Annotated in this window: 22 protein-coding genes and 3 tRNA genes; 9 read left to right on the forward strand and 16 right to left on the reverse strand. The window is 58.2% G+C overall.

Annotated elements, in window-relative coordinates:
• Window positions 1–37: 37 nt before the first annotated feature.
• The gene (gene trmB / locus H3T92_RS02080) at window positions 38–850 is read right to left on the reverse strand and encodes a tRNA (guanosine(46)-N7)-methyltransferase TrmB (RefSeq protein ID WP_144085100.1); all 813 of its coding nucleotides are present in this window, start codon (window positions 848–850) and stop codon (window positions 38–40) included.
• Window positions 851–993: 143 nt separating this feature from the next.
• Between trmB and galE the strand changes: the two genes are divergently transcribed.
• The 3 genes from galE (at window position 994) to H3T92_RS02095 (ending at window position 2,273) form a co-directional block, all read left to right on the forward strand.
• Window positions 994–2,004 (forward strand): UDP-glucose 4-epimerase GalE, encoded by a 1,011-nt coding sequence (gene galE, locus H3T92_RS02085; RefSeq protein WP_144085099.1) that lies wholly within the window; start codon window positions 994–996, stop codon window positions 2,002–2,004.
• 72 nt (window positions 2,005–2,076) lie between these two features.
• Window positions 2,077–2,150 (forward strand) — tRNA-Asp (locus H3T92_RS02090).
• Window positions 2,151–2,197: 47 nt separating this feature from the next.
• Window positions 2,198–2,273, forward strand: a tRNA-Phe gene (locus H3T92_RS02095).
• Between the two features lie 65 nt (window positions 2,274–2,338).
• Here H3T92_RS02095 and H3T92_RS02100 read toward each other — a convergent pair.
• From H3T92_RS02100 to H3T92_RS02110, 3 genes are all read right to left on the reverse strand, one after another.
• Window positions 2,339–2,878, reverse strand: a complete 540-nt coding sequence (locus H3T92_RS02100; RefSeq protein ID WP_144085098.1) for a low molecular weight protein-tyrosine-phosphatase — start codon at window positions 2,876–2,878, stop codon at window positions 2,339–2,341.
• The gene (locus H3T92_RS02105) at window positions 2,878–3,546 is read right to left on the reverse strand and encodes a dihydrofolate reductase (RefSeq protein ID WP_144085097.1); all 669 of its coding nucleotides are present in this window, start codon (window positions 3,544–3,546) and stop codon (window positions 2,878–2,880) included. Before H3T92_RS02105 ends, H3T92_RS02100 begins: the two co-directional genes overlap by 1 nt.
• Before the next feature lie 89 nt (window positions 3,547–3,635).
• Complete coding sequence (locus H3T92_RS02110; RefSeq protein ID WP_144085096.1) at window positions 3,636–4,511, reverse strand: thymidylate synthase; 876 nt, start codon at window positions 4,509–4,511, stop codon at window positions 3,636–3,638.
• Window positions 4,512–4,654: 143 nt separating this feature from the next.
• Between H3T92_RS02110 and H3T92_RS02115 the strand changes: the two genes are divergently transcribed.
• Window positions 4,655–5,068 (forward strand): OsmC family protein, encoded by a 414-nt coding sequence (locus H3T92_RS02115; protein WP_024626723.1) that lies wholly within the window; start codon window positions 4,655–4,657, stop codon window positions 5,066–5,068.
• A 71-nt stretch (window positions 5,069–5,139) separates the two neighbouring features.
• Here H3T92_RS02115 and H3T92_RS02120 read toward each other — a convergent pair whose 3' ends face one another.
• The 4 genes from H3T92_RS02120 to manA all read right to left on the reverse strand — a co-directional run bounded on the left by H3T92_RS02120 (window position 5,140) and on the right by manA (window position 9,728).
• Window positions 5,140–6,186, reverse strand: coding sequence for a universal stress protein (locus tag H3T92_RS02120; RefSeq protein ID WP_101432730.1), 1,047 nt, complete (start codon window positions 6,184–6,186; stop codon window positions 5,140–5,142).
• A gap of 171 nt (window positions 6,187–6,357) precedes the next feature.
• Window positions 6,358–7,071, reverse strand: coding sequence for a C40 family peptidase (locus tag H3T92_RS02125; RefSeq protein ID WP_232341825.1), 714 nt, complete (start codon window positions 7,069–7,071; stop codon window positions 6,358–6,360).
• A 69-nt stretch (window positions 7,072–7,140) separates the two neighbouring features.
• A complete protein-coding gene (locus tag H3T92_RS02130) occupies window positions 7,141–8,049 on the reverse strand; it encodes a CHAP domain-containing protein (protein WP_144085095.1) in 909 nt (302 codons plus the stop codon).
• 293 nt (window positions 8,050–8,342) lie between these two features.
• A complete protein-coding gene (gene manA, locus H3T92_RS02135; protein ID WP_144085094.1) occupies window positions 8,343–9,728 on the reverse strand; it encodes a mannose-6-phosphate isomerase, class I in 1,386 nt (461 codons plus the stop codon).
• Between the two features lie 141 nt (window positions 9,729–9,869).
• On the opposite strand from manA, the gene H3T92_RS02140 reads away from it, so the two are divergent.
• On the forward strand, window positions 9,870–10,157 hold the full coding sequence (locus H3T92_RS02140; protein ID WP_144085093.1) for a DUF2530 domain-containing protein: 288 nt from the start codon (window positions 9,870–9,872) through the stop codon (window positions 10,155–10,157).
• Here the strand turns inward: H3T92_RS02140 and H3T92_RS02145 are convergent.
• Window positions 10,090–11,340, reverse strand: a complete 1,251-nt coding sequence (locus tag H3T92_RS02145; RefSeq protein ID WP_232341826.1) for a sensor histidine kinase — start codon at window positions 11,338–11,340, stop codon at window positions 10,090–10,092. The genes H3T92_RS02140 and H3T92_RS02145 overlap by 68 nt on opposite strands.
• A gap of 200 nt (window positions 11,341–11,540) precedes the next feature.
• Between H3T92_RS02145 and phoU the strand changes: the two genes are divergently transcribed.
• Entirely contained in the window at window positions 11,541–12,218 is a 678-nt protein-coding gene (gene phoU, locus H3T92_RS02150) for a phosphate signaling complex protein PhoU (protein ID WP_101432733.1), read from the forward strand.
• A gap of 93 nt (window positions 12,219–12,311) precedes the next feature.
• Here the strand turns inward: phoU and H3T92_RS02155 are convergent, their stop codons facing one another.
• The 3 genes from H3T92_RS02155 to H3T92_RS02165 all read right to left on the reverse strand — a co-directional run bounded on the left by H3T92_RS02155 (window position 12,312) and on the right by H3T92_RS02165 (window position 15,489).
• Entirely contained in the window at window positions 12,312–13,166 is an 855-nt protein-coding gene (locus H3T92_RS02155; RefSeq protein ID WP_373924680.1) for a carbohydrate ABC transporter permease, read from the reverse strand.
• 53 nt (window positions 13,167–13,219) lie between these two features.
• Window positions 13,220–13,993, reverse strand: a complete 774-nt coding sequence (locus H3T92_RS02160) for a carbohydrate ABC transporter permease (protein ID WP_198189320.1) — start codon at window positions 13,991–13,993, stop codon at window positions 13,220–13,222.
• 137 nt (window positions 13,994–14,130) lie between these two features.
• On the reverse strand, window positions 14,131–15,489 hold the full coding sequence (locus H3T92_RS02165; RefSeq protein WP_101432734.1) for an ABC transporter substrate-binding protein: 1,359 nt from the start codon (window positions 15,487–15,489) through the stop codon (window positions 14,131–14,133).
• A 251-nt stretch (window positions 15,490–15,740) separates the two neighbouring features.
• On the opposite strand from H3T92_RS02165, the gene H3T92_RS02170 reads away from it, so the two are divergent.
• Entirely contained in the window at window positions 15,741–16,754 is a 1,014-nt protein-coding gene (locus H3T92_RS02170; RefSeq protein ID WP_144085091.1) for a LacI family DNA-binding transcriptional regulator, read from the forward strand.
• 229 nt (window positions 16,755–16,983) lie between these two features.
• Window positions 16,984–19,215 carry a hypothetical protein gene (locus H3T92_RS02175; RefSeq protein ID WP_232350332.1) on the forward strand — a complete coding sequence of 744 codons (2,232 nt, stop codon included), beginning with the start codon at window positions 16,984–16,986 and terminating at the stop codon, window positions 19,213–19,215.
• 123 nt (window positions 19,216–19,338) lie between these two features.
• Here the strand turns inward: H3T92_RS02175 and H3T92_RS02180 are convergent, their stop codons facing one another.
• From H3T92_RS02180 to lysS, 4 genes are all read right to left on the reverse strand, one after another.
• A complete protein-coding gene (locus H3T92_RS02180) occupies window positions 19,339–20,079 on the reverse strand; it encodes a phosphoglyceromutase (protein WP_024626731.1) in 741 nt (246 codons plus the stop codon).
• Between the two features lie 69 nt (window positions 20,080–20,148).
• Window positions 20,149–21,096: a 1,4-dihydroxy-2-naphthoate octaprenyltransferase gene (gene menA, locus H3T92_RS02185; protein WP_144085089.1), complete on the reverse strand. Its 948-nt coding sequence runs from the start codon at window positions 21,094–21,096 to the stop codon at window positions 20,149–20,151.
• A gap of 66 nt (window positions 21,097–21,162) precedes the next feature.
• Window positions 21,163–22,143: a 1,4-dihydroxy-2-naphthoate octaprenyltransferase gene (menA, locus tag H3T92_RS02190; protein ID WP_144085088.1), complete on the reverse strand. Its 981-nt coding sequence runs from the start codon at window positions 22,141–22,143 to the stop codon at window positions 21,163–21,165.
• Window positions 22,144–22,177: 34 nt separating this feature from the next.
• Complete coding sequence (lysS, locus tag H3T92_RS02195; protein WP_144085087.1) at window positions 22,178–23,806, reverse strand: lysine--tRNA ligase; 1,629 nt, start codon at window positions 23,804–23,806, stop codon at window positions 22,178–22,180.
• A 128-nt stretch (window positions 23,807–23,934) separates the two neighbouring features.
• On the opposite strand from lysS, the gene H3T92_RS02200 reads away from it, so the two are divergent.
• Window positions 23,935–24,008: transfer RNA gene (locus H3T92_RS02200), tRNA-Pro, on the forward strand.
• Window positions 24,009–24,215 lie beyond the last annotated feature (207 nt).

Below are 24,215 nucleotides of genomic sequence, written 5' to 3' on the forward strand. Positions count from 1 at the left end.
AAGCACCAGACGCATATCCCATCTGTGCGCTCTATGGTCAGTCTGCCAAAACCTGATAAGTCAGGTCATGGATGATCCGGGCGGCCTGAATCCCCTTGCGCTCGAAGTTGGTCACAATTCTGCCGTCGAACCGCTCCGACTCCATGAACATGGCATGAGGCAGGGATTTGGCCTGATCAGCAGTCCCCTTGCCTACATGCTGGGTGGGCAGACTGACCGGCAGATTACCCAGGTTTCTGAATCTCGGATTCTCATCCATCACCTCATGCACATGCAGAGCGTAATCCTCGATATCGGTTGCAATTCGCCAAAGGCCGCCCGGCTCCAGACAAGCCGCCAAGTCATCAGCCAGAGCCGGCTGAACCAGGCGACGCTTATGATGCTTCATCTTGGGCCAGGGATCAGGAAAGAAGGTCCATACTTCCTTGATCAGCCCAGGATCCATTCGGGCCAGGAGGTCTGGGGCGTTAACCTGGGCAAGTCGCAGATTATCCAAGTCCGATTTGCCGGCCATCAGCATGGTATGGGCCAATCCCGGCTGGTAGACCTCCAGGGCCAGGTAGTTCCGATCAGGGTGTTCCCGGGCGCTGGCCACGACGTTCTCCCCCTGGCCGGATCCGATCTCGACGATCAGCGGCGCATCCCGTCCCCAGACCGACCTGACCATTGCTGCATCACAACGCAGATCCTCGTCAACCGTCAACGAACCTTCAGCCTGGCCCAAATCGAGCAAATATCTAGAGGAATACCGAGCCCAAGCCTTCGCCAGCCGGTCGCTCAGCTTCTCGGACCGCCTCACATAGGAGACGATGGACCTCATGGGGGCCTTGCTCTGTCTTTCTGTACTCATCACAGCTCATATATATCCTAGGAAGCGGATACAAGCAGGCACAAGAGTCACATGTGCCCGTGATATACTCAATTCAGAACAAAATACAACAAAATATTGCAAAACCGAACAATAGTCTGGTTTTCGATAGGAAAGGCATGCATATGTCAGTTTTGGTTACAGGCGGCTGCGGGTACATCGGCGCCCATGTGGTTCACGCCCTGCAGGAGACCGACAAGGATGTCGTCGTAGTCGATGACCTCAGCTATGGCAGGCCCGACCGGATCGGGAATGCCCGTCTTTATGGCGCCGACGTGGCTGCACCTGGCGCCGATCAGCGCCTGGCTGAGATCATTGAGGAGAACAAGGTCGACTCGGTCATCCACTTCGCCGCCCGCAAGCAGGTGGGCGAGTCGGTGGAGAAGCCCATCTGGTACTACCGGCAGAACCTGAACGGCATGATCAACGTCCTGTCCGCCATGGCAAAGACCAACGCCAAGAAGCTGGTCTTCTCCAGCTCGGCCGCAACCTACGGCGAGCCTCCGGTCGACGTGGTCCCTGAGGACGTGCAGCCCATGGTCCCCATCAACCCTTACGGCCAGACCAAGCTGGTCGGCGAGTGGATGGCGCGGGCCTGCGAGCAGCCTTACGGCATCCGCTTCTGCGCCCTGCGCTACTTCAACGTGGCCGGCTGCGGACCGGTCAGCCTGGAGGACCCGGCGGTCCTCAACCTGATCCCCATGCTCTTCGACAGGCTGCGTCAGGGCAAGGCGCCCGCCATCTTCGGGGACGACTACCCCACCCCCGACGGCACCTGCGTGCGTGACTACATCCACGTCTCCGACCTGGCTGACGCCCACATCGCCGCCTTGGACTACCTGGACCGCGACCAACGCCGCTACGATGCCTTCAATGTGGGCACCGGCCAGGGCACATCCGTCCGACAGATCGTGGACGAGGTAAAGAAGGTGACGGGTCTGCCCTTCACCGAGGCCGTCAAGCCCCGCCGCGCCGGCGACCCGCCGCACCTGATCGGCGACCCCACCCGGATCAACACCGAGATGGGCTGGCATGCCAAGTATGGCGTCGAGGAGATCGTAGAATCTGCATGGAAGGCCTGGCAGGCCAACCCTGCCCACCACATCGACACCGACGGCTGGCAGCAGCAGGACTAGGCAGCGACGCGCCGGGGCTTGCATTCCTCCGGCGCTCATGTAAACTTTCCTCTTGGCTGTTCAAGCAGTCTCGGCTCCGTAGCTCAGTTGGTTAGAGCGCCGCCCTGTCACGGCGGAGGTCACCGGTTCAAGTCCGGCCGGAGTCGCTGGGAATGGTCTGGCCCGGTCTTTCCGGGTCTTTTCGACTGTTCATGGCTCTGTAGCTCAGTTGGTAGAGCGAGCGACTGAAAATCGCTAGGTCAACGGTTCGATCCCGCTCGGAGCCACCAGCCATTAAGCCCCTGAGACTCTCGAGGAATCCAGGGGCTTAATTGATATTTCATGCATCTATCGTTCAGGACAGCTGCCTAACCACCCAGTCGACGATGTAGGGCGCCGTGTGCTCGATCTGATCGATGGCCACCTCGAACTCATGGGGGCCGCCATACCAAGGGTCAACCAGGTCGATTTGGCTCTCCCGACCCGGTGCCGGCTTGGGCAGGTCCGGGTCGAAGCTGCGGTACAGGTGAACAGCGGATCGCTTGCCGGAGGGCAGCAGACGGAGAAGGGCTCGCATATGGTCGGCCGTCATGGGCAGCAGCAGGTCGGCATCTTCGGCCTCCTCCCGGGTGATCCGGTGGGCGAAGTGGTCAGCCGGCACCTCATAGCCCCGCTCGCGCAGAACTTTCTGAGCACGTCGATCTATGGGGTTGCCGAACTCCTCGTCACTGACTCCGCTGGATTCCACCCTGACCTGATCCTCATCCAGTCCGCGGTCTTGGAAGAACTTGCGCAGAATGACCTCAGCCATGGGCGACCGGCAGATGTTGCCGGTGCAGACGGTCATGACGTTGTAGGGACCCCGTGAGGCCTTTCCTTCAGAATCCTGGCCCATCAACGCACCTTCCCATAGGTGATGTACCGGAACCGCGGGATGGCAGCCGCCTGGTCTGGTTTGGCAGGGTTCATCCACTGGCTCTCGTCGCGCACCTGCCAGAACCGCTTGCTGACCAGCTCCTCCATATCAGGCACAAAGACATCAGCTGGAGTCCGCAGATCCAGATCCGTCACGTAGGCGGCATCAGCCAGCGGGAAGAAGGTGCTAAAGACCCCTGCGCCGCCGATGACCCAGATTTCGCTGCGATCCATCCCATCGTCGGGAATGGCCTCCTGCCTGGCCAGCTCCAGAGCATCGTCAGCTGCAGATACCACCGTGGCGCCTGGAGCCCGAAACCCTGGATCACTGGACAGAATGATATTGTCCCTCTTGGGCAGGGGCCGCTCCCCCATGGAGACCCAGGTCCGCCTCCCCATGATGACCGGATGGGAGACGGTCAGCTCCTTGAAGTGCCGCATGTCCTCGCTCAGATGCCAGGGCAGTGCGTTGTGGTAACCAATCGCGCCGCGCCGACCGTCAGTGGCCTGCGCCTGCGCCCAGATCATATTGACCGATGAGCGGCGGCCTATCTCTTCTTCCTGATGCCGCCATTCCTCATCACCTAGAAGCCCGGCCTGACCGGGCTCGGGTTCGTGATAGCCGCTTCGACTATTGTCATGCTCCATCTGTTGTGTTCACTCCTCATAGCGAGTAGATATACGAGTACATTCTAATCTGCGGATCCGACGGTGCCCGTATTCCGCTCACCGCACCATCAGACCGCCACAGGGGCCTTGATGGCGGGGTGGCAGTGATAGTCCACCACCTCGAAGTCTTCGTACTGGTAGGAGAAGATGGAATCGGCCTTGCGAATGCGCATGGTCGGATAGGGATAGGGCTTGCGTGACAGCTGCTCCAGAACCTGCTCCACATGGTTGTCGTAGATGTGGCAGTCGCCACCGGTCCAGACGAACTCCCCAGGCTCAAGACCTGCCTGCTGGGCCATCATCAGGGTCAGCAGGGCGTAGGAGGCGATGTTGAAAGGCACCCCCAGGAACATGTCGCAGGAACGCTGATAGAGCTGGCAGCTCAGTTTGCCGTCGGCCACATAGAACTGGAAGAGCGCATGGCAGGGCGGCAGGGCCATGCTGTCAACCTGGGCTGGGTTCCAAGCAGTGACGATCATTCGACGGGAGTCCGGGTGGGTGCGTATCAGATCCAGCACCTTGGCGATCTGATCAATGGTACGATCGGGGTCCTCGGGGGTCGGAGCGGGCCAGCTGCGCCACTGAACTCCATAGACCGGACCCAGATCCCCGGTTTCCGGGTCGGCCCACTCGTCCCAGATGTGCACGCGGTTTTCCTGCAGCCAACGCACATTCTGCGACCCCTTGAGAAACCAAAGCAGCTCGTAGGCGATGCCCCGGAAGTAGACCTTCTTGGTGGTAATCAGCGGGAAGGAATGCGACAGATCGAAGCGCATCTGCTTCCCGAACAGCGATATGGTCCCGGTGCCCGTCCTGTCGGACTTCAGGGTGCCCTCGCGCAGGATGGTGCGCACCAGGTCCTCATAGGGAGTGGGAATGTCCGAGTCTGGACGCTCGGGGATGCGTGTGCGAATACGTTGCAGTTCTTCAGGAGTCAAGGCCATGCGGCCATACTATCAAGTCCTCGGTCAGCTGAGCGCGCCCCGGTGACGAATTGCGCTGTCCGGGTTAGATTGGAGGAGCAGGTCCGGCCACAGGGTCGGATCCGAATGACGCACCCGGGCGGGTGCCGGACAAGGAGGAACAGATGGGCAAGAGACTTTGGGTCGAACGCGACAAGGACGGCACCTGGAACGCCTATGGCGACAATGGGGCTCACATCACCTTCGGCAAGGGCGAGGATCAGTTCAACCCCGGCGATCTGATGAAGATCGCTCTGGCTGCCTGCGGAGCCCTGTCCAGCCAATTCGCCGTGGAGAGCGCCCTGGGCAAGGGCAAGGGGGCGAAAATCGTGGTGGACGGCACCTATGACGCCGACGATGACGCCTACCTGAGCTTCGACGAGCAGGTGGACGTCGATGCCACTTCTGCCAGGCTGGCCCAAGATGATGCCGACAAGCTGGAGGAGCGGGTCCGCCGCCATATAGCCAAGTCCTGCACCGTGGCACACACCTATCAGCGGGAGACCCCGGTCAGGATCTCCGTCAAGGTTCGCCACTGAGCCGGCAACATAGATGAGCGGGGACACCCGAGTTCATGGAACTTCGGGAATCCCCGCTCTTGTCGTTGCCCTTACTCCTTGTGTTCGGGATCGATGGTCGATTCCAGGTCAGCCAGCTGCTCGGGCTTGGCTGAATCCACGGAGATGCGCTCCACGCCGGTAATCTCAGCCACATCCGTGCTTTCCGCCGCCTCTGCTGCGGCCTTGAGCCCGGACTCCTCGGCCTCCACGTACTTGCGCGGCACCACGTAGACCGGGCTGACTGCATGCTGCAGGAGCCCCTGGCTGGTCGACCCCAGCAGAAGCCCTGTGAAGCCGCCGCGACCACGCGAGCCGACCACAACCACATCATGGGTCTTGCTGGCCTGGGTCAGCGCTTCCACAGCCGACCCCGGCACCACCGTCTTGTTGATGCGCAGATTCGGATAGGTCTTCATAAGCGGTGCGATTCGGGTATTGAGGTCATCCAGGTAGGAATCCATGACGCTGCGCTCCTCGGCCGAACCCGTACCGGTCAGTCCGGAAATGTTGGGCACTGCAGACATGACATCCAGCTCGGCATCCCAGCTGTCGGCAAAGGAGGCGGCTATCTGCAGGGCCTTGAGGCCCCACTTGGACTCGTCGGAACCCACGGCGACCCGCTTGATATCGTTGCTCAGATGCATCAGATTGCCGTCGTCGTCAGTGTAGGGAACAACCACGATTGGGCAGTAAGCATAAGCGGGCAGGCTGGAGCTGGTAGTTCCCAGCAGTCGCTCGGCCAAGCCGCCCTTGCCCCGGTTCCCGATGACGATCAGCCGGTAATTGCGGCTCAGCTCCACGAAGACCGAGGAGGGATCTCCCGTAACGATCAGCGTGGCTGCACTGACACCTTGCTCATCGGCAATGGCCTTGGCCTTGGAGAGGATCTCCTGGGCGTCGTTGTGAGCGGCCACGTCGTCACCCATGGTGGTATACGTCGCATCGAAAGAGACGGCCGCGTACGAGGGAAGGGAATAGGCGCAGACGATTTGCAGGGTCAACCCTGCATGCTTAGCGTAGTTGGCGGCCCACCACGCCGCCTTATAGCTGGCGTCCGAGCCATCGACGCCTACCAGAACAGCCTTGTCGTTGCTCATCCGACGACCTCCTTTACACTTGGCGATGACAAACCGACACCGCTCCTTCTGTCAGAATATCGCATGCAGGTCTGATCAATAAGTCTGCCAGGACCAACACGCGAGAAACCTCGACTCTGATATATGCAAAACGCCCCCGTAGGGGCGTTAACGCTGCATAAAACCTATGCCTCAGACCAGACGACGGTAGTTGAAAGTCTGATAGACCGCCTGAACCTTGACACTCTGGCCGGGAGCCGGAGCGTGGATCATGCGTCCGCCGCCGACGTAGATGCCAACATGGCTGCCATCGGGGGCTACCATCAGGTCGCCAGGAGCCGGATCCGTAACCGGCACACCCATCGAACCCTGAGCATCGGCTGTGCGGGGCAGGCCAATGCCGAAGTGGGCAAACACGTACTGGGTAAATCCAGAGCAATCAAAGCCTGTGGCAGGATCTGTTCCTCCCCATACATAGGGAATCCCCTGGAACTGAAGGGCATAGTTGACCACATCTGCACCCGTGCCGGTGGCCGGTACGTCAGCGACTCTACTAGCGGCACCGCTACGAGCAGCAGAGCGGCTGACTTGCGCGGCCTGGCGCTGGCTGGCCGCCGCCTGGGCCTGCTGAGCTCTGGCCTCGGCGTCCTTCTCGGCCTGGGACTTGGTGGCAGGGACGTTCAATGACTCGATACCGCCCCAGCGGCTGTCCTTTTCGACGGTGGTCGCTGTCGATTCGGTCAGCAGGTCGGCACGCACCTTGCTGCCGGGGGTGAATGAACGCGACGAAGTGGCTACGGCCTCACTACCATCACTGGCCTGGGCCACGGCGGGTATACCGATGAAGAGCGTGCCACAGATAGTGGCCGCTGCCATCATGCTCACATACTTGCGTGTTTTTTTCATCGTGCACAATTCTATCACGTGTAGGGAACAACAATGAACTTTGGGGAACACGATCCGCGCAACCAAGGATCAGTAATGGATATAGCGCAGAGCATGCACATTCGTCAGAGTGCGGGAATAGGTCTTCCCGTTCATCACGGCGCCGCACTCGGAGGTGACGATGGAGCCATCAGGATTGATCTTCTCTACAATGGCCACATGGCCGTAAGTGGAGTCCGAACCCTCCTGGCCGGCCTGGAAGACCACAATGTCGCCGACATTGCGCGGCGTGTCATCCACCCAGTAGCCTAAAGTGCGGGCCGAGCCTGACCAGTCCTTGGCATTGCCCATATGGGAGCCCACCGGCAGACCCAGCTGGTGACGACGAACATAGGCCCACCAGGTGCACTGGCTGAACTCGTAGGCGTTGCCCACATCACCCGTGGCATGGTTGGGGTTGAACCCTGCCGGCAGAACCGATCGGTCGGCATCCATCAGCGCTGCCACGGCCGGATTGTTTGCCGAGGATTTGGACATCTGCCCGGCATCGAGCGCCGATTCGCCCAGGTCCCAACTGCCCTCGTTGCGCTGTGAAGCCGTCGGCAAGGGCTGGCGGTAGTCGGAGCGAGAGACCCTTGAACTGTCACTGGCATCAGCGTAGCCGGCGGAGGATGAGGGGGTGACAAGGTTGATCGCGACACTGCCGGCCATAGGCAGGGACCAGTCGCCGCGAGCCTGGTTAACAGCCATTGAGGAAGCGGCCGCACCGACAAGGACAGTTAGGGCCGAACCAGTCATGATATGGGAGCGACGGGCTGAGGCCTTGGCCGCCAAACGGATAGAGCGTCGGGTTCGAGGGGCCACCTCGTTGAGCTTGGCCGCCAAGACATCATCAACGCCCTGAATGCCGGCCTCCCGGGTTGCACCCGTCGATCGGCTGGTCGGCGAACTGCCACCTGCGCCCCGCGTGGCCGAAGCCTTGTGCGCAGCATGCTTCATGTAGAATCACTCCCGTTTATGTTCCGACGCGACTTTCGTGCCGTATCACGGACCATCACAAGGGAACACCATAACGCAAGCGAGAACTCAGGCCAAATGACCTGAATTGTCCACACTGGTGTACTCAAGCATGGCTTCGGTGGCCGCTCATCTTCGACAACCACGGAATACGTTAGGATTATACGGACATAAGGCGGACATGAGCAAACCGGCATGCGTGCAATCCGCCACGGCGTGTCCCCCGGTTTTAAACCCCGCCTGGTCCACCCTGAGCGAACCAGGCTCATACGAGGTCAAACCGGAGTCGAAGCCAGGAGGAAGGACCCGCCAGCTTCGTCGGAATCTTCAGGCATGGTGATGTCGACACGGCCGTCTTGGGAGCGGATGAAGAGAGCCTGTCCTTGATCCAGTACACAGGACTGGTCGGTGGTTGCGCAACGGATTCGCCCGTCAGTACAGACGATGATGCGCGGCCCGCGGCGCGGAATCATCAGGTGACGAGGCCCTAGGCGCTCTATCAGATCCCCGTAACGCTGCTGAAGTCTGTTGAGCAGGGGCCAGGTGGCGCCACCCTCCTCCACATGCCCGTAGACCAGCATGTACTCGTTGATCTTGGGCCGGTAGGTCACCATATTATGCATGATCAGGGTGGCGATCATGGAGCTGGATGGGTCAATAGGGGCCGAGGGCTGGCAGTCCAAACTATGCAGGAGGTTGGGAATGTCCCGATGCTTGGGGGTCATGCCTGCCCTGAGCACGTTGTCGGAGTTGGTCATGATCTCTGCAGCAGTGCCGTGGATGTATGCGTGAGGAGTCCCGGCGGGAATATAGACCGAATCGCCCTCCTCCAGATCCACAGGGTTGAGCATGAGCAGACAGAGCACTGCCGGATCCTCCGGGAAAGCCCGCGCGGCACACAGGGCATGATTCAGTACGGCACCCGCTCGTTTCGAATGTAGCCGCCCAGCTGCAGCCTCCAAGGCTTCTTCCATGCCTCGGGCCGCCTCTGGCTCGGCAGTCACGGCGGCGTGGAAGGCCCGGAAAATACGTCGGCGAGAATCCGGCCAGATTAAAGAGGAGACCGGCATCATGGCATCAGCCGAAGCGAAACGGGCCGGCGGAACGCCCAAGTGGAAGGTGCGGGCGGTCAGCGCCTGGGTCATCAGCTCGGCCAGAGGATGATCCACAGCACGCAAAAGGGTCAGCTGAGTGGAAATGGTCGCGAAGCCTACACAGGCCTGGAAGGGCTCCAAGGCCACCACCATTTCGTTCTTGGCCAGACTGTCGTGAAAGGAGCGCCTCGGATCCTCGTCAGGCACCCCCTGGGCATTCTCACGGTTGAAACCGGCACGAGCCTCGAAATCCAGGGGATGCACCTGCAGGGAGAGAGGAATGCGGGCCGAGATGATCTTGAACAGGTAGGGCAGGGTAGGACCGAAGAGGCGAGAGTCGCGCTCTCCCAGCATGGCCATGGGATTGCGGCGAATGGCCTCGGTCAACGGCATGAGTGACCCGTCGGGCAGGGTCAGGGGCGAGGGGGATTCGGTATGCCCGCTGAACCACATCTCCGCCAGGGTATCCTCCTGGCCTTCGACTGACTCATGCAAATGGAACATGCGCTGCAGTCGGTCATGCGAGCCCCAGGCGTAGTGCTTCTCCACAGCTTGGATCGGATACACGCACTCCCCTTTCCACGGGAAATCCCTCCATGGGCCGGTGCATACGAACCCACCAATCCCCGTCATGATAGGACATGGGCCGAGGCCTGGGCAAGGCGATAGGGGTCGCCGCATGTCATTGCGAACGGTACAGTGGGGGGTATGAAGCTGGCTCCCATTTTCGATCCGGACGCCCGCAGGCCATCGCCGCGGCCCGTGCAGGTGGATCTGCGACGCATCTTTTTGTTCGGCACAGGAGCCTGGATTCTAGCGCTGGCCGTAGTGGGCATCCTAGCGCTGACCGGAATGACGGTCATCAAGCCCCTTATCGTCTGCCTTTCCGGGGTTGGCGTGGGCATCCTGCTGATGATCTGGGAGCACTTTAATCGCTGGGATTATCGCCGTCTGGCCCAGCAACCGGACCCTGAGCCAGAGGAAGCATCAGCGTAAATGTGCTCCCCTCTCCCGGCGCGCTCCAGACTGTGACCGACCCATGGTGGGTCAGGGCCACATGCTTGACGATGGCCAGCCCCAGGCCGATGCCCACTGCAGTCTGCTCATTCTGATTGTCCGCACGGTAGAAGCGTTCGAAAATCCTGCCTTGGTCCGCCTTGGATATGCCTTGGCCGTGGTCGACCACCCTGATGATCCCGTAGTGCCCGTCCTTGGAGGCCTGCGCCACCAAGGAGACAGTCGAGCCCGAAGGTGAATAGGATATAGCATTCTCCACCAGCTTGGCCAAAGCCACTCTGATCTGCTGCCCGTCGCCATGAATCGTCAGTGGTTGGTCGCATCGCCACCGTAGTGTCACATGGGCCTGATCAGCTCCATCCTGCTCATCCTGCACCACTGTCCTTATCTGCTCAGCCACGTCAAGCACGTTCTCTCTGCTGGGTTTGATCCGCTCCTGAGCACGGATCAGCAGAAGAAGATCCTTGAGCACATGCCCCAGATAGGCACTGTACCGCTGGACCGAGGAGGCATCCTTGGAGACGCTGCGCAGGTGGCTGCGTAGCAGATCCGGGTCATCCTCCTCCAAATGCGAGGTGGTTTTCAGTTGCGCCGCAAGCTCCTCAAGGGCCTGAACCGGCTTGAGCATCTGCTCGGATACATTGGTCATGAAGGCATCCCTGGTCCGAACGAACCTGACCGAATCGCTCACGTCATCGATGAGCACCACGACCAGGGACTTGTCGATACGTCCCAGGGTGACCTTGAGCCAGTTCCTTCTGGATACCGCCTGGGCCTGAACATGGGTCGCATCCCCAGGATCCTCAATCTCGTCAACATCCCAATCATCGGATTCCCGGCTCTCGGCTGCGGCATCCAGAGCGAATTCCGTAGGCGTTCGCGTGGTCAGATTGAAGGTGCGTCGACCGCCCGAACGGCGTACCTGCGCAATGGCCTCGATGATCTTCGGATCAGCAATCTCATCGTTGCTGACGATTCCCAGCCTGTATGCATCCGGACTTGAGCGAACAACCTCGTCATCGCCATCGACCACAACCGTGGCGGCAGGAATGAGCGCCAGCAGAGCCTGGGTCGAGCCCTCCAATGCCCCACCATCGGCCTGTTCACCATCCGTACTCCGGTTGCCCACAAGACTGCATAGGCGGTCCATGAACCGTCCCATAAGGACTTCCCTCCAGTCCGGCGCCGACCCCGGACGTGCGACATCAACCAAGTCTCATCGGCAGTTCCGGCTTTATTCTCGCATATCCGACTTCGATTGCCGCTCCCATGGCCCGACATTCTTCAGGACTGGCTTTTTCTTGCCATCCTGGTCACATAGACTGGAGCCGTATCGTTGACCGAGGCCGAAAGGGAAGAACAATGCGCGTGATTTTCAACGAGGAACTGGGGCTGGTGGCCGACGATCTGGATCGGATGGTTGCCAAGGTTCGCGATGCCATCAAAAAAGCCGGGCGATCCCTGATGGACTGCGACGTGGATACGGCCCAGGAGGTCATCGACGGGGATGCCGATATAGACAACCTGCAGGCCAGCATCATCGATCAATGCATCAGGCTCCTGGCTAAGCAGAGCCCTGTGGCCACTGATCTGCGGGTAGTGGTCTCCACGCTGAGCCTGTCAGCCACCTTTGAGCGCATGGGAGACCTGGCCAGGCACATCGCCGAGACTGCAAGGCGCTCCTACCCCGAACCGACCCTGCCCGACGAGGTCATTCCCCTGTTCAAGCAGATGCAGGACTTTCTTGACGTCATGGCTGACCGTCTGGTTGACATGCTCTCCGACAGGGACACGACTATAGCCGAGCAGATCATCGTCAGCGATGACCAGATGGACAAGCTCCATCAGAAAACTTTCAGCTATGCCCTCTCAGACGACTGGAAGGGGAGCAGGCAGCAGCTGATCGACCTGGTCCTGGTGGCACGGTTCATGGAACGTCTGGGAGACCACGGCGTCTCGGCGGCCCGGCGTGTGGTCTACATCGTGTCGGGCTTCGACCCCTCTAAGGATCCCAAGGATCTCGACCTCGATCTGGACTGAATGAACAACAAAGGAACGACCTACTGCCTGTCAGTTCATCGGGTGGCGGGCCGTTCCTTTTGTATGTTCGAGTGGTGTCGGACCCAAACTTGTTTATTTTACAGAGCCGCGCACCACTCCGGAGATGACCCACCGCTGAGAGAATATATAAACGATCAGCAAGGGAGCCATAGCCATCAGGTAGGAAGCGAAGGCCACCGTGTAATTGGTGTTGTATTGCCCCTGAAATACATACTGAGCTAATGGCAGGGTCCTAGCACCAGGATCCGTAAGTACCACCAGCGGCATGATGAAGTCGTTCCATGCCCATACGCAGGTCAGAATTCCCACGGTTGCATTCATCGGCATGAGAAGCGGAAAAATAATCTGCCAGAACACCCTCCAGGTCGATGCCCCATCAACCCGTGCAGCCTCTTCCAATTCCATGGGAATGGAATGCAGGTAAGTCGTATACAGAAAGATGTTCATCGAGAACCCGTATAGCGTATACAGCACAATCAGACCTGCCTGGTTATCAAGACCAAGCAATCCCGTTTCCTTGACGACCGGGAGCATCACAATAGGGAACGGGATGAACATGGCTGCCAAGAAGTAGTAGTAAGCGATCTTAAAGAAGGGCCTGTGCATATTCCGGGCTAGTGCATAGGCCAAGACCGAACTGGTCAGCAGCGTCAGCACAACTGAACACACCGTGATCATGGCCGTGTTCATAAGCGCTCTGGGGAAATTGGTCCGTGCCCAGGCCTCTGCAAAATTGCCCCAATGCACTGGATTGGGCCATTCAAAGCCTGTCCCCTTAGCCAGCTGTTCAGGACTCTTCAGCGCGACCGCCACTGCAAAATACAGCGGTACAAGAACAGTCAATGAGCATACTGCCACCAGGGCTGTCAACCACCAATTGACCCTATGGAGACGCCGTCCATGACCGTGTTGTGTATGTGGATTCATGCCTGAAGACTTTGCCGGAATGGCATTCATAACTTGACTTGAGGTCATGGCGCTTAATCCTCCTTCGGATTAAGGTAACGAAGCTGTATAACTGAAAGAGCCGTGATGATCAGGAAGAGAATGGCTGCATCAGCAGACTGGTAGGCGAATTCGCCGCCTGTGAATCCACCTTGATAAATCTGCAGAGTCACCGATTCAGTAGCCATCCCTGGTCCTCCATCGGTCAAGGCGACTATCTGATCGAATGCCTGCATGAAGTTCTTGATATTGAGCACCACATTTATGGTCACGTAGCCCATGATCAGAGGCAATGTAATGGACTTGAACGCCTTAAATCCTGTGGCCCCATCGAGCGAAGCCGCCTCATAGATATCGGCAGGAATGGTCTGCAGACCTGCCAGGTAGATGATGATCGCAAAAGCGCAAGCCTGCCATACCGTCACGATAACGATAGGCACCCAGGCCCAGTGCTCATTGGTCAGGATGTTATCCCTGAGCAGAGGAACTGCTGAGAAGATCTTCGGCACTGACTTGGAAAAGAAGAATTGGAAGACATATCCGATGATCAGCATGGACAGCACGTAGGGAATGAAAAAGATGCCCCTGAACAGATTTCTAGCCTTGATCCTGGCATTCAGGGCCAGGGCAATCGCCAAGGAAATGACATTGGTCAGGATCGTAGCCACCAGTGAAAAGAAAATGGTGAACAAATACGAGTGGAGAACCCTGTCATCCCCAAAGAGATTGACGTAGTTCGACAGGCCTACCATGTGCCATTTTCCGTAACCGGCATAGTTGGTGAAGCTGAAGAAGATGCCGGCCAGCATGGGGATGGTGTGGAAGATGGCGAAAAGGATGATAAAAGGCCATACCATCCAGTAATAAGTAGCCTCAGCAAATCGACGATGCCGGTGAGTGTCTGTGGCCACTGTCGTCTGTGTCATAGTCATGCGTTTGCCTCCGATCACTCGATGGTCCTGGCCGCGACCTTGCCCCACTCTTTGTCGAGTGTGGTGAGGGCCGAATCCAGGTCGCCGTCCAGCATGGCTTTGTTCAATATCGGGTTGTAGCTGATACTGGAGGGTATCTGGTGATCCGCATATCCCTGGATCCTGCCAGAATCTATCCAGTATTTGGCCGGCTTCATGGCCGGATTCTCGTCCACGGGGATCGACGAGAGTGAGGGAATAAGCTGTTGTGACTTGACGAAACGACGCTGAACTTCGTCCGAGTACAGATAGTTGATAAAGGCCATGGATTCCTTCTCATGCTTGGGATGCGCACCCATGGTGATCGCCACATCTCCGCCTGATACGAGAATGGCCTTGTCGGCCTTGTCCGTGGGATAAGGGAAGAAGCCTATATGCATCTTCGGATTGATCTGCAGGACCGGCGCCATTGACCAGTTCCCTGCCAGGAGCATGGCTCCCTCACCACGAGCGAAGGCTGAAGTTCCGTCCTCGTAAGTCATGGTTCTCACGTCTTTGGTCGAATGCTGGTAAATCCAATAGAGCCGTTCCATCAGAGGTTTGAAGTTTTTCTGGAAGGAAACGGGCGAATCCGGCCCTACCTTTTTGCCCTCGGTACGCATTTTGTCCCAGAACCCGTCGTTGTCATAGTAGGGAGCCAGACCGTCGAAAGGCGTTGAAACGCGATTGGGGTCGCCCAGTGTTCCGATAAATGGAGCAACGCCGTCGGCTTCCAGAGCGGCAGCTGCCTGCTCAAGATCCTTCCAGGTCTTAGGCACCTTGATGCCATGCTGCTTGAACAGATCGATGTTATACGTGATACCGCATACGTTGCCGGCATAAGGCACGATATTGATCTGTTGGCCATCTCGACCCAGTCCATTGATCACGGATTGCATGACCGGGCGGATCCTATGGCTTATCGACGTGTTGCTGAAATCATAAAATACCCCGGCCTTGGCCATCTTGCCCATGCTTCCATTAGGATTCAGCGCTATAACATCAGGCGTGCGATCCTTGACTAGAAGAGCCCTCAGGGCTGTGTCGGCTGAAGAGACCTGGTTCTGCACCACTTTGATGTTCGGATGCAGTCGCTCAAAGTCCGCGATAATCCTGGTGTAGTCTTCTACTGCTTCTGGTTTGGTTTGGAAGAAGCTGAGCGTCGTCACATTGGCGCCTCCGGATCCACCGCATGCCGACAGAGGTGCCAGAGCCACGGCAGTAAGAGCTGCCGCGAGCACGCGCACCAATGTGTTCTTCGTCATCTTCATTGACGTTTCTCCTCTGCCCCGTTCGAACCGCCGCGCTGCCATAAGACGGCTCGACCTGTGGTTAGACCAGTCGAAATGGAACATACAGAAACCATCATTGGCATTCCGACCAGCTGATGTAAACGTTAGCACGCCGGTTATCGCTCTGCAAGTTCTTTGGTAGCCCAGCTATTCAGCAATTTTCGGTATGTCAGGGCTAATCCAGACTTGTGAACCCCGTTTAAAAACACATCTCTCTTGCAAAGAATAAGTATGAGATGTATACGTATCCATGATTTGAGCAGCCGTGATAAGATTTTGCAGGCAAAAGCCCTAGGGAAAAACAGGAGGGCATTGTGGGCGCATCCATTCAAGACGTAGCAGATCGTGCCGGGGTTTCAATAGCCACGGTATCCCGTACTTTTACCCTCCCCGACAAGGTTCTCCCGCAAACCAGGGAAAAAGTCCTCAAAGTCGCACAGGACTTGGACTACACCATTTCACGATCTGCTTCAGCATTGAAATCGGGCAAGTCGGCACGAATCGCCTTCCTGACTGGCGGAGAATTGGACTCCTGGTATGACTCGCACGTTCTGGCTGGCCTCAATTCCGTCCTCCATGACGCAGGGTATGACATCGCTCTATACGCTGTTTCAGATGAGCAGGAACGCCATGCCTTCTTTTCGGACATGTCTATCAAACGCAATGCTGATGCTGTGCTTGTGGTCTCCTTTCAAATACCCTACACTGAGGCCGACAAATTAGCCACGACAGGCATCCCGCTTATCGGGATCAACACCGAACCGATTCCGGAATTTTCGGCAACCGTAGGCATAGACGAGACCAGCTGCATGGGATTGATCATCAATCATCTGGTCAACCTCGGGCATCGTAAAATCGCCTACGTCTGCTTGGACCCAGAGACTGAACATTTCAAATGGAATGGTCGGGCGCGTCTGCAAGCATTCCGTTCGATCTGCTCCCAACTAGGGGATCAGGTCAGTCCGACAGTCGTATATGCACCCAAAGACGATACTCGAGCAGACTTCGCCTTATCCCAGTTGGCCAGGTTGGACCAGTACCCGACAGCTGTCATCTGCATGAATGACGAATATGCCCTTCCTCTGCTTTTCTGCATGCAGCGCTCGGGATACACAATTCCCCGAGACGTATCGGTTGCAGGTTTCGACGATTCGACATATGCCCGTGAAATCGGGCTCACCACTATTCATCAGGATCCCTACGAGATGGGAAAGTCAGCCGCTCAGACGCTGCTGAATTTGCTGGAAGGCGAGAACCCTGAAAAGAACATGCAAATTCAGCCATCCTTTCTGGCTGTTCGCAGCACAACCGCCCCTCCGGAGCGCTGACTCTCCGCTAACTTGCCAAGGGGCAGGATTTAGTCCCCGCAATCCGGCGCCAGCTTCAGTACTTAATGGGCGAACTTGCCAAGATCTCTTTGTCCTTTGTTGATGTATACGTTATCATGTGCTTGGAAGCATGGATGTAGCCATGTGGACTCCATGACCATGGATGGGCCCTCGAGCGTGCTAATGAAGCGATACCCGCGTCCCACAGACTTGCTGAAAGGAGCAGTTGATGCCGTTGCCAACCTCGGATCAACAAGAAACCAAAACAGAGAACACCTTCATGGGTTTCAATACAAAAGGTGCCGCTGGCAATCGTGCAAGCTTGTTCGCCGCCGCAGGGCTCGAATGGCCTGACGACATGGTCATGGAATACGACCTGGGCAGATACACTGATTATCCTTTCAGCGTCGACATCTCCAACAATCGCCTTCTGGCTGCCCTGGACAGGACTGGACAGGTGCGACGCGCGGTTGTTGCAGTAGGACGCCAGGACATGCGAGGCAAGACCATTCCTGGTGTCTATGTGTACAAGAAGCTGGCCTTCTGCCAAGGGCACATTGGAATGCAGATCGATTGCATGAACCGTCAATGTCTATCGCCGGCGCTTAGCTTCATAGACGAACTCATACCTGTCTTCGATGCCTCGATAGGTGATCTGCACAGCCAGACCATCGTCTTCGCGCCCCAGGAAGGTGCCAGCAGACCCTTGTGCCTGATTCAGCTTTGTCAGCTTACCAATAGGGGGACGACGCCTTTAGACGTAAATGTATCTATGCTGTCGTCAACGCAGGGCAAGGATGGTGCGGAACTGTTACCCTTGAAATACAATCTTCTGGGCGAATCGGACAGTCCTGTCGCGCACGACACCTGCAAGGCCATGCTCCGGCTTGCTCCAGGAGAAAGTCGGAGCGTGGCCAGTGTCTTCGATTTTTCGGAGCAAGAGGATAACCTGCATACATTCGACTCCATTCAGGAATGCCGGAAAGCTCTGAACGTTACCTTGAAAGCCCGTAAGGGCAGCCTGGGCAAGGTACAGATTCCGGAAGACCCATGGTACGGTGAACTCATCACCCGGTCGGCGGAACTAGCCCGACAAAGTCTTCTTCTGCTGGCAGACGGCAAAGCAGCTGGCTCATTCTGGGGATCCAACGCCAACCCGCTCCCCGACGTATGGATCAGAGACTTCGGCTACTGTGCCATGGGTCTGGTCGACAGCAACCCTGACCTGGCCAATCCCATGATCGAATTCCTCGCGCAGTATGGCATTCCCGACCATGCTTGGGAACGCGAGTCCAGAATGCATCCCGAAGCCAGCGGATTCGAACATTCCTTGGGCAATTCCTGCCTCGCTGCAGTTCTGGCTTCCATGTTGGTTCACCGGCATGGCCGCAAGGCGTTCACTGCAGACCAAAGGACATTCACTCAGTACGTCCGTAGGCTGGCCGCAGATCTTATCGCCGAACGACCTGAGCAAGGTCAACTGTATGAGACCCTTTACATTTCTGACGGACCGTCACGTGGCGACTACCACACCGGGTCCAACATACTGGCCTGGAAGGCCGCCAAGGTCATGGCTGAGGACTTCTCGGATCTCTTGGATACCGGTCAGGCAGAACAGCTGGAACAGATAGCCGAGGAACTTCATCAGTCACTTAACGAGAAATGCGTCCGCAGCATTGATGGCAGCCCCATGTACGTGGAAGGGGCCAACAGGGATGGGAGCATCATCGGCGTCCATGACGGAGAGGAAAGCGACCTGACCATGGCCTCCGTTTACGGATTCACCAGCCGTGACGACGAGCGCATACGCAACCATGCCAGATGGGCCCACAGCACCAGAGACCCGTATTATGCCCCGATTACGGGCGGAATCGACTTCTGGGACTTTGACGACAGCAACGGAATTACCTATCCCGGCCAGATCCATGGCCTCTGCAGGGCGAATACCCGAGAAGAACTTAGCGATGCCCTGCTTGAGCTGCGCAGAACCACCGATCTGGATGGATCCTTCTGGTGGTGGCCCTTCGAGCATGCTGAGCAAGAACCCACCAAGGTCAAACGTGGCCTGGGCAAGTGCGGCTGGTGCGCGGGTGAATTCGTCAGTTTCTTCCTGCACGACATCATGGGAGTCGAGCGCGACCAGGAAACCCGCAGCATCAGAATCGCTCCTTACACACCCTGGCGCCACTTTAGCTGGAAGGACCTGGCCTTCTGCGGCGGCCAGGTCGATTTCGAGCAAGAAGACAACACGCTTCTCTTCACAAATAGAACCGATGAACCCCTGCATGTCTATTTGCAAATTGCCATGCAACCGAACACCATGCTGGAAGATGTCACGCTCAACGGTCAGAGCAGACGATACCAAGCCAGCGTCGTCCATCTGCACGATGGCTCCGCAGTCGGCGTGGAAGAGCAAGTCGAACCTAGGCAAAGTGTCGCTTTGACCATCAGAACCAGATAGGCACCCGCCAGCATCAGGAATGCAAACAGGTGGTGCCTTCCACAAGAGGAGACGACACCACCTCAATAACTTTGGACGCTCTGCATTCAAAGTCCGATTGAGATCATCGGATAGATTTGAATCTCACTTCTGGCCTTGGGCCGCCACAGCAGCAGCACCAGCAGCGGCTGCTTCCGGATCCAGATACTCGCCACGAGGCTTGATGGGCTTGAAGTTCTCATCCAACTCGTAGACCAGGGGGATGGCCGTGGGAATGTTGACCTTGGCAATCTCGTCCTCAGTCAGGTTGTCGAGCATCTTGACGATGGCCCTCAGGGAGTTGCCGTGGGCAGCAATCAGGACGGTCTTGCCGGTCTTGAGCTCAGGAACAATGTCGCTCTCCCAGTAGGGGGTGACGCGCTTGACCACGTTGGCCAGCGCCTCGGCGCGAGGCACTGGGGCTCCGGCATACCGGGGATCATGGGACTGCGAGTATTCGTCGTCAGGGTCGATTTCGGGTGGCGGGGTGGCATAGGAACGACGCCAGAGCATGAACTTCTCATCACCGTACTTCTCGCGGATCTCGGTCTTGTTCTTGCCCTGCAGTGCTCCGTAGTGACGCTCGTTCAGCCTCCAGTCGCGCTTGACAGGGATCCAAAGGCGGTCAGCCTCGTCCAAGGCGATGTTGGCGGTGTTGATGGCGCGGCGCAGCAGTGAGGTAAAGACGATGTCCGGCAGGACACCCTTATCCTTGAGCAGCTTGCCGCCTTTGCGGGCCTCCTGCTCGCCCTGCTCGGTCAGCGGGACGTCCACCCAGCCGGTGAACTGATTGGTGTTGTTCCATGCGCTCTGGCCGTGCCTGAGCAATACTAGTTTGTAGGTCATAGTGAAAATTCTAAGACCTAAGAGGGACTGTTTGGCGGATCTACAGCCCCCCCCCCGTAGAGCGGTCACTTAAAGCAGGCAGACACCCAGCCAGCAGAACCCTGTCAGCAGATCGGTATAGCCCGACAGCGCAAAGGCCCTACTGAAGCGGTTCCGACAGCTGGCCGCTGTGGTGGCAATGGCCAGAGCCAGGACAGGCAGCAGGCAGAGCAGACGGGGCCAGACGTTCGCAAGAGAGCCGTCAGACAGAGACCATGACTCAACCACGCCCAGGATTACAGCCAGGGCATAGCAGGACCCCATCAGAATCAGCGTGCCTCTGGCTCCGATGAAGGAAGACAGCGTGTACTTGCCGGCCAGAGGATCCGCATCAATGTCTCGATAGTTGTTGATCTCCAGAACAGGAATACAGATAAGACCGCCAACCAGGGCGCCGATGAACCCGTGACGGTCGATGCTGCCAGTCTCCAGGTACTGGGTGGCCAGCACGCCCACCAGGCCAAAGAAGATCATGATGCTCAGCTCGCCCATGGCCCTATAACCGTAAGGGTGCTTGCCTCCCGTGTAGAACCAGGCTCCCAGCAGACAGAAAATGCCGACCAGGATCATCCACCAGTGGCTAGTCACCCAGCAGAGGGTCAGTCCGGACAGGCAAGCCATAAGGATGTTGAGGTAGGCGGACAGCAGAACCTTGCGAGGCTCCACACCACCGGCCACCCCTCTTCTGGGCAGATCAGGCACCGAGCCGTCAGCGCCAGCTCCCGAAAGGCTGCTCCGGCCTTCGTCAGTGCCCCTGATGCCATCAAAGTAGTCATTGGCCAGATTGCAGGTGCTGTGGATGAACACAGCCGTCAGACAGCACAAGAGAGCGATCAGCCAGAAGCGCGCATCCGGCCTCAACCCTTGGCTGAACAGCTGCCGGAGGGCCACCGCCGTGCCGATCAGCACCGGCGTGGGCGAGCAAAGCAAGGCCGAGGGTCGCAGTGCGTCCTTGTATTCCTGAATTGTGATGAACATGATTGCCTGATTATCCACCAAATCGCTTGAAAGTCGGACTGCTCTCTTATGAGCGTATCAAGATTTTCACAGCTGCAGGAGCAGGCCCGCCGACCAGCACAGGGCGGAGACCAGAGTACCCTTGCCTGCCATACCGAAAGCCTTGGGCACCTGGCCGCGGGCAAAGGCTCGACAGATCAGCAGAAAGACAACAGCCACAGGCAGGAGGACCAGCACAAGGGGGAAGCCGGGCAGGCCACGCCGCATGACAGCCGGAACGAACTGAATCAGGCCCAGGACCAGGCTCAGGATGTAGACCAGGTAGATGGAGATAGCCGCAGCACGCGCCCCCACCAGAACAGCGTATGTGTGCTTGCCGGCTTGACGGTCATCATCCAGGTCCCGGTAATTGTTGAGCATGAGCAGGCCCACGGCATTGAGCCCGCAGACGCAGGCACCCAGGATGCCGGCGGCATCGACCCTATTAATGAGGAAGTACTCGGTGCCCAGGGTGGCCACCAGACCAAAGAAGATGAATACGCTGACCTCGCCCAGCCCGTGGTAGCCGTATGGATGCGGGCCGCCTACGTAACACCAGCCGGCTATCAGGCAGCAGACCCCGACCAGGATCATCCACCAATGACCGGTCAGAGCCATGACAATCAGGCCCATCAGGCAGGTGAAGGCCGCCGAGATCATGGTGGCGTACAGCACCTTCTTGGGCGGCACGCCGGCGGCCACCAGACGCCTCGGTCTGCCAGAGGCGGCCTCCTCGCCTCCACGGCCGGAGTCAGTGCCGCGAACACCATCGGCGTAGTCGTTGGCGAAGTTGGCTGCAATCTGCATAGACAGGGCGAGCAGGACCAGCAGGACCACGATTAGAGCCAGCCTTCCCGGTGTGGCTGCCTTCAGGGCAGGGTCGACAGGCGTGGGCGAACAGGAACTGGTGCACTGTTCCAAGAGCCGTGACCGCTCCAGGAGTGCTGCCGAAGCGCCCACGCAGACAGGCGCCACCGAGGCAGGCAGCGTCCTGGGACGCATGCCATCCATCCACAGCCTGATATTCATGACCGTCCCTCCCCCGTTATCATCTCATATCGTCTCAGACCAGCGGCTTGACCAAGGGGAAGGTGATGGTCTCGCGGATGGATGCGCCGGTGAGGGCGATCAGCAGCCGATCGATGCCCATGCCCATGCCACCAGCCGGCGGCATGCCTACGCCCAGGGCCTCCAGGAAGTCCTCGTCAATATCCATGGCCTCGACATCGCCGCGGCTGGCCATCTTGGCCTGCTCGACGAACCGCTGCCGCTGGACCACCGGATCATTGAGCTCGGAGTAGCCCGTGGCCAGCTCGAACCCGCGAACGTAGAGGTCCCACTTCTCAACCACTCCCGGCTTGGTGCGGTGGGCCTTGACCAGGGGCGAGGTCTCGACCGGGAAATCACGCACAAAGGTCGGCTCGTAGAGCTTGTCCTGCCAGAAATGCTCCCAGAGGTGTTCGACCAGCTTGCCATGGTTCTCGGCAGGCTCCTCCTCCAGGCCCAGTTTGTCAGCAATGGTCCGCAGATGGTCCACGCTGGTCTGCGGGGTGATCTTTTCGCCCAGGGACTCGGAAAGGGAATCGTACATGCTGATTTGGCGCCAATCGCCGCCGAAGTCGTACTGGCTGCCATCCTGCAGGGTCACCTTCAGTGATCCCGACGTGGCCATGGCCGCCTTCTGGATCAGCTCCTTGGTCAGTTCCCCGATGGTGTCGTAGGTGCCGTAAGCCTGATAGGCCTCCAGCATGGTGAACTCCGGTGCATGCGTGGCATCCACGCCCTCATTGCGGAAGTCGCGGTTGATCTCGAAGACGCGCTCAATGCCGCCGACCAGACAGCGCTTGAGGAAGAGCTCGGGAGCGATGCGCAGATAGAGATCGATGTCGAAGGCGTTCATATGTGTGGTGAATGGTCGGGCCGCGGCACCGCCATGCACGGTCTGGAGCATGGGGGTCTCAACCTCCATGAAGTCGTGATCCTCGAAGGTACGCCTCAGGGAGGAGACGGCCTTGGAACGGCGGCGGACCATGGCCCGCACATCCTCGTCGGCGATCATGGCCAAGTAAGGCTTGCGGGTGCGCTGTTCCTCGGTCAATTCCTTGTGAAGGGCAGGCAGGGGCTGTAAAGCTTTGGCTGCGATGTTCCACTCGGTTGCGAAGACAGAGAGTTCGCCGGTCTTGGAAGCGACCACGCGGCCGCGCAGGTAGAGGTGGTCGCCCAAGTCGACCAGCTGCTTGAAGCGCTTCAAAGAATCAGCGCCGATCTCACGCTTGGAGATCATGCCCTGGATGCGGGTGCCGTCGCCAGCCGCCAGCTGGACGAAGCAGAGTCCGCCACCGTTGCGCAGGAAGAGGACCCTTCCGGCAATGCCAACCACATCCTCGGTCTCCTGGCCTGGCTCAAGGCGGTCTTGATACTTGCGACGCACAACCTCGATACGGTCGGTCACATCCAAATGGACCGGGTAGGGCTCAATACCCTCCTTGAGCATGAGCGCCCTCTTGGCCACGCGCATGCGCACCTGTTCGGGATGGCCTTCAGCGCTCTCCGCTAGGTTGCCGGGATCAATGGCGTCATCCAACTGGGCGCCCTGATCAATCTTCTCCGTGATGGCCATATCCTGGTCAAGCAGTGCCTGAGCACGCTCGACCGTCGTCAGACGAGGGGTTTCTTCCGATGAGTCATTCATAAATCGCTATTTTACGCATGAGCCAGTACTTGGCCCCGGGTGCCGCCTGAAGGCAAGCGGTTGAATGGTCGCGCCGCGCAGACAATAGCGTTTGGCCGACGGTACGTGTACTATATAGTACGTTGTCACGGGGTATAGCGCAGCTTGGTAGCGCGCTTCGTTCGGGACGAAGAGGCCGGGGGTTCAAATCCCCCTACCCCGACAAGCATTCCGGTCCTTATGGGCCGGAATTTCTGTATTCGTAACTTTCAGAGATCAGTATGTGCAAGAACAATAACCTTGCCATGCTCTTTCTCTTCTTAAAAGCAAAAGTTAAAAGGCAAAAGCGATTCTCGTTTTTTTCTCGCATTTTTATCAGTTTGGGATCACAGCCCCAACGATCCTGAAATCTTCCGCTTTACCAATATCC

This window comes from Bifidobacterium sp. W8112 (assembly GCF_016101425.1).
In the GTDB taxonomy this organism is placed as follows: Bacteria; Actinomycetota; Actinomycetes; order Actinomycetales; family Bifidobacteriaceae; genus Bombiscardovia; species Bombiscardovia apousia.

Bases quoted from the DNA above. Each gene is read 5' to 3' on its own strand.
- H3T92_RS02105 (WP_144085097.1), bottom strand. From the start codon at position 3,546: ATGGAGCATGACAATAGTCGAAGCGGCTATCACGAACCCGAGCCCGGT.
- menA (WP_144085089.1), bottom strand. From the start codon at position 21,096: ATGTTCATCACAATTCAGGAATACAAGGACGCACTGCGACCCTCGGCC.
- lysS (WP_144085087.1), bottom strand. From the start codon at position 23,806: ATGAATGACTCATCGGAAGAAACCCCTCGTCTGACGACGGTCGAGCGT.
- H3T92_RS02155 (WP_373924680.1), bottom strand. From the start codon at position 13,166: ATGAATCCACATACACAACACGGTCATGGACGGCGTCTCCATAGGGTC.
- H3T92_RS02115 (WP_024626723.1), top strand. From the start codon at position 4,655: ATGGGCAAGAGACTTTGGGTCGAACGCGACAAGGACGGCACCTGGAAC.
- H3T92_RS02180 (WP_024626731.1), bottom strand. From the start codon at position 20,079: ATGACCTACAAACTAGTATTGCTCAGGCACGGCCAGAGCGCATGGAAC.
- H3T92_RS02140 (WP_144085093.1), top strand. From the start codon at position 9,870: ATGAAGCTGGCTCCCATTTTCGATCCGGACGCCCGCAGGCCATCGCCG.
- phoU (WP_101432733.1), top strand. From the start codon at position 11,541: ATGCGCGTGATTTTCAACGAGGAACTGGGGCTGGTGGCCGACGATCTG.
- H3T92_RS02175 (WP_232350332.1), top strand. From the start codon at position 16,984: ATGCCGTTGCCAACCTCGGATCAACAAGAAACCAAAACAGAGAACACC.
- galE (WP_144085099.1), top strand. From the start codon at position 994: ATGTCAGTTTTGGTTACAGGCGGCTGCGGGTACATCGGCGCCCATGTG.
- H3T92_RS02160 (WP_198189320.1), bottom strand. From the start codon at position 13,993: ATGCTGGCCGGCATCTTCTTCAGCTTCACCAACTATGCCGGTTACGGA.
- H3T92_RS02110 (WP_144085096.1), bottom strand. From the start codon at position 4,511: ATGGCCTTGACTCCTGAAGAACTGCAACGTATTCGCACACGCATCCCC.
- H3T92_RS02165 (WP_101432734.1), bottom strand. From the start codon at position 15,489: ATGTTCCATTTCGACTGGTCTAACCACAGGTCGAGCCGTCTTATGGCA.
- trmB (WP_144085100.1), bottom strand. From the start codon at position 850: ATGAGTACAGAAAGACAGAGCAAGGCCCCCATGAGGTCCATCGTCTCC.
- H3T92_RS02100 (WP_144085098.1), bottom strand. From the start codon at position 2,878: ATGGGCCAGGATTCTGAAGGAAAGGCCTCACGGGGTCCCTACAACGTC.
- H3T92_RS02145 (WP_232341826.1), bottom strand. From the start codon at position 11,340: ATGGGACGGTTCATGGACCGCCTATGCAGTCTTGTGGGCAACCGGAGT.
- H3T92_RS02120 (WP_101432730.1), bottom strand. From the start codon at position 6,186: ATGAGCAACGACAAGGCTGTTCTGGTAGGCGTCGATGGCTCGGACGCC.
- H3T92_RS02125 (WP_232341825.1), bottom strand. From the start codon at position 7,071: ATGAAAAAAACACGCAAGTATGTGAGCATGATGGCAGCGGCCACTATC.
- menA (WP_144085088.1), bottom strand. From the start codon at position 22,143: ATGAATATCAGGCTGTGGATGGATGGCATGCGTCCCAGGACGCTGCCT.
- H3T92_RS02130 (WP_144085095.1), bottom strand. From the start codon at position 8,049: ATGAAGCATGCTGCGCACAAGGCTTCGGCCACGCGGGGCGCAGGTGGC.